Here is a 7836-nt window from a genome sequence, read left to right as displayed (position 1 = left end):
GTGACACTGGCGGGCAACCCGCATCCTCACAACCTCCCAGCTGCGTACGAGTTCTTCCTGCGCCACCGCGTACGGACGTATGTGATCAGCCGTCTGTTCGAACCGGCGGCGCGCCAGCGCCCTGGGCCGGGATGACGGCCTCGAACTCGGCCCTGTTCTCCCGAGGCTGCCACGAAGTGACAAGTAACTCAGCGTGTCGTTAGGGCCTTGGCTTCTGTACGAGGTTCAGGAACCTCGCTGCCAGTGAGGGCGGCGTAGTCGGCGCGGGCCTGTTCGACGGCTTCCGGGTACGCCGCCCGCTTCTCGTGCTCGGCGAGTGCCCGGTAGATGCCGGCGACGGAGGGGTTCTGCCCCTTTCGCTTGCCGGTGGGGATGATCAGATCGGGCTGGATCTGCTCGACGGACTCGCCGCCCGCGCGGCGCCGCAGCACGGTATGCAGCATGTCCTCGGTGATGACCGGCGGCCGGCCGCCGTGCTTGCCCTTGCGGGCTGCGGTGTCGAGCCCCTCCAGCGTCGACTCCCGAATGTTCTCCCGCTCGGTCTCCGCCATCGCGGCGAAGAACGCGAACAGCAGCTTTCCCGGCCCGGTGGGGTCGTAGATGCCGGGCAGGGGCCCGGCCAGCATCTCCAGCACCAGGCCGTGCGTGGTGAGGTGGTCGGCGAGCGCAGTCAGCTCGGCGGCGTCCCGCCCGAGCCGCTTCATCTCGTACGCGGTGAAGATGACCCGGCAGTGCGGGGCGTGCGCCTTGACCTCCCGCGCCGTCCTCAGCGCCTCCTCGAACCGGGGGCGGACCCGGACGCGGGTGCTGATCTTCTCGCTGAAGATCTTGTCCCTCGGGATGCCGTGCTTGCTGAGCGCGTCGAGCTGGGAGTCGAGTTCCTGGCCGAGGGTCGAGCGCCTCGCGTATCCGATGCGGATGTCCGCGCTCGGCAGGTCCGGGTCGATCGGCGCCGGCGGCGGGGTGCCCGGCCGCCACGGTCGCCCCGGGCCGCGGTCCGCCGAGGTCGGCACCCGCAGCACCTTCTTCAGCCGGGGCACCATGGTGAAGCGGCGGGTGTGGTAGGTGGAAGCGACCGCGCCGCCGCGCGAGCGGCACGGGGAACCGGGCTGGGCGTCACACTTCGGACAGGCGTGCTGTTCGACGTCGTCCGCGTCCGACCGGTCGGTCGGCGAAGGTTGCTGAGGGCCCGTCATGGGCCCGGATTTTCGCACAATGCAAGTCTCAGAAGGGGATCACTCCCGCTTTTAAGTGAGAACGGGTTCTGAGAACGAATCCGGGATCGGCGGGGTACTCGCGGGTCATGGTTGATCTTGCTCGCGCAAAGGACTGTTTCTGCGAAGCGATCCGACCGTCAGGCGAGGGGTGACCGCAGGACCTTCAGGTCGGAGCGGTCCGGTGCCGAGGCGCCTTGGCGCTACCCGGCGAGAATTGCCCTGACCGTCTTGCCGCCGGACGGCCGACGGATGACCGAGGTGGTGTGGGCGAGGCGGTTGACCATGGGCCAGCCGAAGCCTCCGGTGCCGCCGTTCAGGTCAGGGGTGCGCATGCGCGGCGCCTGCGGGCTGCGGTCGCGCACGGCCACCTCGATGCCGTCCGGGTGCGCGGTCAGTTTCAGGGTGCAGTCGCCGCCGTCGTGGCGCAGGGCGTTGGTGACGAGCTCCGAGACGACCAGGACCACGGTGTCGGCGGCCTCGGCTGGGATCGGATCCGGCGAGACCCGCGAGGAAGTCCCGGGCGCTGTCGCGTGCGACGGCGACGGACGTCGTGGATCGCGCGGGTGCGACAGTGACGCTCATCGTGTCCATCAGGTCACCTGGCCTCTGCATCGTCATGCCCGGTTGTCTGCGCGGTGCTTGTGCCCGGCCTGTGGTCCGCCAACCCTGTGTCGTCGCTGTTCGAGTTCGATTACCTCATGGCCGAACGCACGAAAATCTATGGTGGCTGGAGTAGACATTGGGTGGTGGTCTGGTTATGTTTCTCTCGTAACCCCAGGAAGTCAGCAGGGCCTGGCAGAGACGAACTGCCGGGCAGCAGTACCCGCAGTTGCAGTTGGCAGGACGGTGCGGTGGCGGAGTTTTGAAGCCAGGGTTGTTGCAGGACGGCGACGGGACTGGCGACCGGACCGGGTGGCCCGCAGTGATCAGGGGCCGCCGTGAGCAGTACCGCTGTTGACGCAGTACCCGTAAGTGCAGGACGCGGTACCCAGCAGTGAAGTCAGTGAGCAGTACCTCGGTGAAGGCGTCGGCTGCGGGCGCGCGCGCCGGGAAGTTCGGCAGTGGGGTTCTAAGCCAGAGCAGACGCAGGACGGGCGACGGGGCTGGCTGCCGAAGGGTGGCGCTGTCACAGGCCGCTGAGCAGTTCGCAGTACCAGCAGTACGCAGTTGATCACCGAGGAAGAACGGAGGAGCCAGGCGCCATCAGGATCGCCCGGGCGGAAGTCTTGAGCCCGGGTACCGCAGGACATCGATAGTGAGGTGGTCTCCGGTCAAGCAACCGCGATCCCCGCACCCCCGACAGCGTTCCCGTCGGGTCAGCGGAAACAGAACGCCGGCGCAGTACCAGGGCCGGCAGATGGTGTAGCAGTTCCTTCGGGGCCCTGGTGTCGTACGACACCAGGGCCCCTCAAGCGTGTTCCACAGAGAGGTGCAATGACAGCAGACGACACCTTCGGCCGTCTCGACGACGACGACTACCCCGCCTACACCATGGGCCGGGCCGCCGAGATGCTCGGCACCACCCAGGGCTTCCTCCGCGCCATCGGCGAAGCCCGCCTGATCACCCCGCTTCGCTCCGCGGGCGGCCACCGCCGCTACTCCCGCTACCAGCTGCGCATCGCCGCCCGGGCCCGGGAGCTCGTCGACCGCGGGACCCCGATCGAGGCCGCCTGCCGCATCGTCATCCTCGAAGACCAGCTCGAAGAAGCCCAGCGCATCAACGCCGAATACCGCCGCGCCGCCGAGTCATCCGCTCCGCCGGCCACGGCCTGAGACGGCGAAGACCTGCACCTGCCCAAGCGGCTTCGCGGCTGGCGCCCACACATACTGCCCGGGACGCTCCGGCGTCCCGGGCAACGTCGTCTTCACCATGGCTCCGGCCCCGCCCGGAGCCCGGCTGTCACGCCGGGCTGCGGCGGCCTCTCCCTGCGGGGCGCGCGGGCCGTGCACCGTCGTCCAACCCTGCCTGGCACTGGAAGGGCACGGACCGTTTACGCGGCGGGGTTGAGTTCGGCGCGGCCGAACAGCAGGGCGTAGCCGGTGGGGAGCTGGTGCAGGATGCGGGTGATGAGGTCGGGGCCGGTGTGGGCGGCGACGGCGGCGAGGACGGAGCCGGTGTCCCAGCGGGTGGTGGCGAGAGAGGCGCCGGTGCGGGCGGCGAGGTCCTTGACGAAGGCCCAGCCGGTCAGTGGCTGGGGGTCGGGGATCTGCGCGGTCAGGACGCGGGCGGCCTCCCGGGGCAGGCAGCGCGCCAGGTCGACGCGTTCGTCGCCGGTCAGCTGGCGTCCCAGCCCCGAAAGGACCAGGCGGACGGCTTCGTCTGCTCGCTCGCGGGTGGGGTAGGCGCCTTCGTAGCGGACCTTCTCCAGCATCTGCTCGTACGCCGTCGAGTACGGCTGCTGGTGCTCAAACGGTACGCGTACGTCGGTGATCACTGCGGTGCATGCCTTTCATAGGAGCCAGGGTGGTCAGGTGGGCTGGGGGCGGCCGAAGAGGAGGTCGTAGCCGGTGGGGAGCTGGAGCAGGATCTGGCCCAGCAGGTCATCGCCGGCCGTGTCGGCGACCGTTGAGAGGACGGCGCTGACGTCCCAGGTCGCGGTGTGCTCGGTGGCGCCCTCGATCCAGGCCGCAGTGGCCCGCAGGAACCGCTCCGGTGGCAGCGGTTCGGCGCTCTGGAGCGGGTTGAGCAGGATCAGGGCGAATTCCTCCGGCAGGCGTGCCGCGAGCTGGGCGCGGACTTCGCCGACCAGGTGCGCGCCGAGCAGGGCGAGCACCACGCGGGCGGCGCGCTCGGCTTCCTCCACAGTGTCGTACTCGCCGCGTTCCTTGACGTGGTCGAGGAACGCTTCGCGTCGCAGAGCCATCTCGGCCGCCACCCCGTCTTGTTTCATTCGGATGCCCGTAGGGGTGCGGAGGGCGGGTTGGAGGGGGAGATCAGGTGCCCGTCCTCCGCACCTGTCCGGCCGGTGTCAGCCGGAGATCTCCTTGTGGCCGGTCCCGACGCCGATGGAGATCTTGCGGGGCTTGGCGCGCTCGGCGATCGGGATGCGCAGGGTGAGCACGCCCGCGTCGTAGCCGGCCTGGATGTGCTCGGTGTCGAGGGTGTCGGCGAGCACGATCTGGCGGGAGAAGACGCCCAGCGGCCGCTCGGACAGTTCCATCTGCACGTCGTCGGCCTTCGCCACCGGCCGGCGCTCGGCCTTGACGGTCAGCATGTTCCGCTCGACGTCGATGTCGATCGCGTCCGCGGTGACACCGGGCAGGTCGAAGGCCACCACGTACTCGTCGCCCTCGCGGTAGGCGTCCATCGCCATCGCCGACGGCTTCGACCAGGTACCCGGGCCCATCAGCTGCTGCGTCAGCCGGTCCAGCTCACGGAAGGGGTCAGTGCGCATCAACATCGTGAAAACACCTCCAGCGGGTTCAGGCAGTTACTGCCAATGCGCCTTACTGGTTCCGTTGTAACATGTCATCCGATGGATGACAAACATGATGTCATCAGCCTGATGACAACCCGAGGGAGGTGTCCGTGACCCCGGCCGACCAGCCGTCCACGACCAGCACCGACGCCCACAGCCCGGCGTCGTTCCTCGCCGCCGCGGCGGCCCTCAACGCCATAGACAACGCCCTGCGCGAAGCCCAGCACGAGACCCCGACCGCCCCCGCCCCCGGTCCGGAACAGGCCCTGGCCTCCTTGTCGCTGCTGCGGCAGGTCCGCGAACAGCTCGCCGGATGGGAGACCGGCCTGATCGAAACCGCCCGCGACGCGGGCGCCAGCTGGGCCGACCTCGCCCACCCCCTCGGCGTCGCCAGCCGCCAGGCCGCCGAACGCCGCTACCTGCGCGGCCGCCCCGGCCCCGCCGGGACCACCGGCGAGCAGCGCGTGACGGCCACCCGCCAAGCCCGGGCCGCCGACCGCACCACCGCCACCCTCGCCCGCCGCAACGCGGCCGACCTGCGCCGCCTCGCCGGCCAGATCACTGCCCTCACCGACCTTCCCCCCGCCGCCCGCCACCCGCTCAGCGAGCTCCACGCGGCCCTCGCCCACGACGACCCCGCCGACCTCATCGCCCCCCTGACCGCCACCCGCCCCCACCTGGCTGCAGCCCACTCCGACCTCGCTGCCCGACTCGACACCCTCACAACCCCGTAGGTACGAGTCAACGACCCTGCCGCCCGCCGGCGACGCCGGGCCTATGGGTCTTCAGGATGCCGACCCGGCCGCACCGGCCATCGCGGACTGTGCGGTTTTCGCCGCGGGCGCGGTGCGGGGGCCCGGCAGCGTGGCCACCGCGGCGGCGAGGGCGAGGTGGGAGTCCATGTCCAGCTCGAAGCGGCCGTAGGGGTTCACGTGCGTCCAGAACAGCGGGGACAGCGCCCGCCGGTCGGCGTCGGTGAGCCGCTTCTGCCACTTCTCCTCGCTCAGGATGTCCGGGAGGAGCAGGGTGTTGACGTGCACCAGCGCGGACTGGAGCAGGTGCAGGGCGAGCATGGACACCTCCTGGGACTCCTTGTCGGAGCCGGTCAGGTCGCCGTCCTTGCCGTAGAACAGGTCATGGTTGGCGGAGTTCCAGTTCTCCACGACCTGGAGCCCGTCGTTGATCTCGCGGCCGAGGTCTGCGTCCGCGAGGTAGTCGCAGATGAACGCCGTACGTACCGCCCGGCCCAGTTCCTCGATCGCCCGGTACGTGGGGTGCTTGGGCCCGCCGCGGGTGAAGCGGCGCAGGACCTGCTCGGCCTCGGCGGTGCCCAGGCGCAGGGCGGTGGTGTACTTCACGATCTGGTCGTACTGCTGGCGGATCAGGTCCCAGTCGATCGTCTTGGTCGAGAGCACCGGCGCCAGGTTCGGCCACTTCTCGTCCTCCCCGGCCGTCGGCCGGTACAGCCGCGCCGATCCCACGTTCTTCAGCCTGGGGAGCAGATTGAAGCCGAGCATGTGGGCGAAGGCGAACCCGACGATGGAGGCGCCATGCGTGTCGGTGTACTGACAGTCGATCTCCACGTCCGTGCAGTGCCACAGCACGCCCTCGACCATCGCGGCGACCTCGGAGGCCGAGCAGGACTTGAGCTGGCTGTAGACGCACAGCGCCTTCTTCTCGACGTGCCAGTAGATCATCACGCCGGGGCCGCGGTAGCGCTGGTGCCGCTCGGTCATGAAGTTCGAGCTCCAGGAGCCGAACTTCTTGGAGTCGCTCGCGCAGGCGGTCCCCTCGCCCCACCACGCCTGATCGCGGGCGGCGAAGGTGGAGTTGACCAGCCGAACCAGCGCGGAACGCAGGTTGGCCCGGTTGACGAACAGGTGCCGCACCCGCCGCAGCACGGCCTCGCTCTCGCCGTGCTTGCCGGTGACCGCGACCCGCTTGATCCCCATGTTCGTGCCCAGGGCGAACAGCACCAGCAGCAGGCGGCGCCGCAGCACCGCCTTCGGGACCGCCTCCCGCGTGGCGACCGAGGTGAACTCGCCGGTGAAACCGGTGGCGAACTCGGCCTCCCTGAGGATGTCGATCAGGTCGATGGTGCCCCAGCGGCGTTCGATCTCCGCCTTCAGCGCGACCAGGTTCTCCGGTTCCTCCTGCTTGCCCAGCGGCGTGACCTTGATCCACGGCTCGCCGTGCCGGCGCACGATGTCCACCCCGCCCGTGGTGCCCAGTTCCAGCGCCATGTCGAAGCGGGTCAGGGCCTCGCGCAGCCGCTTCTGAAGGGCCCCGATGAACTTCCCCGGGTCCTGCGGCTGGCGGATCGCGTCGTAGTGGACATCGCGGTTGTCCTCGAAGCCCGGTGGTAGATCGTCCTCCGGGTTCTGCCACCGGTTTGCGCCCGGCACCCATATCTCCCGCTGCCGCAGCGCGTCCCGCAGCGCGACGAGCACGCACAGCTCGTACGGGATGCGTTCGACCCGGCCGCGCTCGTCCACCACCGCCTTGCGCCACTCCTCGCGCACCACCCCCGCGAGCGGGATCCTCTCCGCCTCGTCGAAGAACGCGCCCTCCTTGGCGATGGGCTGGTCCAGGTACCGCTTGAGCAGGTCGATCGCGTCCATCACCGGCCGGTAGGCGGTGTTGTTGCACTTCATCTCCAACGCGTTCAGCAGCGGCGAGAGCATTTGCCGCCAGTGGTTGGAGTACGACGAGCGCAGCACCGTACGCACCCGGGCCCTGTAGCGGGCCTCGTTCGCCGCGGCCTCCGCCGCCAGGGCCTTCAGCGTGGACTCCCCGGCCACCGGATAGATAACCTTGCGGACCGTGCCGCCCGGCTCGGCGACCGCCGCTTCCGCCAGCCGCAGCAGGATGCCCTCCTTGCCGCGGACCCGCTTCATCTCCTTGTTGAACTCGCCCTCGACCTTCTTCTCCGCCCGTGTGTTGATCTTCTGCACGAGCTGGATGAACAGCTCCACCAGCGAGTCGGTGATCTCCGTCTCCCGCACGTGGCAGAGCGTGGACAGCAGCGTGTAGCGCACCGGGCCGCAGCCGCCGCGCGCAGTTCCGAGGGGTACTCCTTCGACGCCCGTGCCCGCCAGGCGGCTACCAGCTTCTCCGACACGTCCCCGAACAGCTCCGGCGCGCGGACCCGCTGGAGCTTGTTCACCTCCGCCAGGAGGCTGGCCAGCCCCAGCGTGCCC

The 7836-nt window shown here is 69.7% G+C and carries 7 protein-coding genes and 1 pseudogene; 2 read left to right on the top strand and 6 right to left on the bottom strand.

The genetic code is table 11. The annotated features are described in order from the left end of the window. Window positions 1-188: 188 nt before the first annotated feature. Window positions 189-1196, bottom strand: coding sequence for a recombinase family protein (locus ACFU9P_RS34380; RefSeq protein WP_384088692.1), 1008 nt, complete (start codon window positions 1194-1196; stop codon window positions 189-191). 221 nt (window positions 1197-1417) lie between these two features. After that, a pseudogene (locus ACFU9P_RS34375) lies at window positions 1418-1808 on the bottom strand (ATP-binding protein). An 843-nt stretch (window positions 1809-2651) separates the two neighbouring features. Here ACFU9P_RS34375 and ACFU9P_RS34370 point away from each other — a divergent pair. Further along, window positions 2652-2990, top strand: coding sequence for a MerR family transcriptional regulator (locus tag ACFU9P_RS34370; protein ID WP_376383930.1), 339 nt, complete (start codon window positions 2652-2654; stop codon window positions 2988-2990). 218 nt (window positions 2991-3208) lie between these two features. On the opposite strand, the gene ACFU9P_RS34365 is transcribed toward ACFU9P_RS34370, so the two are convergent. From ACFU9P_RS34365 to ACFU9P_RS34355, 3 genes are all read right to left on the bottom strand, one after another. Next, the gene (locus tag ACFU9P_RS34365) at window positions 3209-3652 is read right to left on the bottom strand and encodes a DUF2267 domain-containing protein (RefSeq protein ID WP_376383932.1); all 444 of its coding nucleotides are present in this window, start codon (window positions 3650-3652) and stop codon (window positions 3209-3211) included. A 33-nt stretch (window positions 3653-3685) separates the two neighbouring features. Beyond that, window positions 3686-4081 carry a DUF2267 domain-containing protein gene (locus ACFU9P_RS34360; RefSeq protein WP_093599672.1) on the bottom strand — a complete coding sequence of 132 codons (396 nt, stop codon included), beginning with the start codon at window positions 4079-4081 and terminating at the stop codon, window positions 3686-3688. Between the two features lie 105 nt (window positions 4082-4186). After that, window positions 4187-4618: an Hsp20/alpha crystallin family protein gene (locus ACFU9P_RS34355; protein WP_376383935.1), complete on the bottom strand. Its 432-nt coding sequence runs from the start codon at window positions 4616-4618 to the stop codon at window positions 4187-4189. Between the two features lie 128 nt (window positions 4619-4746). Between ACFU9P_RS34355 and ACFU9P_RS34350 the strand changes: the two genes are divergently transcribed. Next, complete coding sequence (locus tag ACFU9P_RS34350) at window positions 4747-5370, top strand: type III effector protein (protein WP_376383937.1); 624 nt, start codon at window positions 4747-4749, stop codon at window positions 5368-5370. Between the two features lie 51 nt (window positions 5371-5421). Here the strand turns inward: ACFU9P_RS34350 and ACFU9P_RS34345 are convergent, their stop codons facing one another. Next, on the bottom strand, window positions 5422-7641 hold the full coding sequence (locus tag ACFU9P_RS34345) for a Tn3 family transposase (protein ID WP_384088687.1): 2220 nt from the start codon (window positions 7639-7641) through the stop codon (window positions 5422-5424). Window positions 7642-7836: the final 195 nt, after the last annotated feature.

The organism is Streptomyces sp. NPDC057617 (assembly GCF_042800555.1).
Lineage (GTDB): Bacteria > Actinomycetota > Actinomycetes > Streptomycetales > Streptomycetaceae > Streptomyces.
This window is presented reverse-complemented; position numbering and strand designations above follow the sequence as displayed.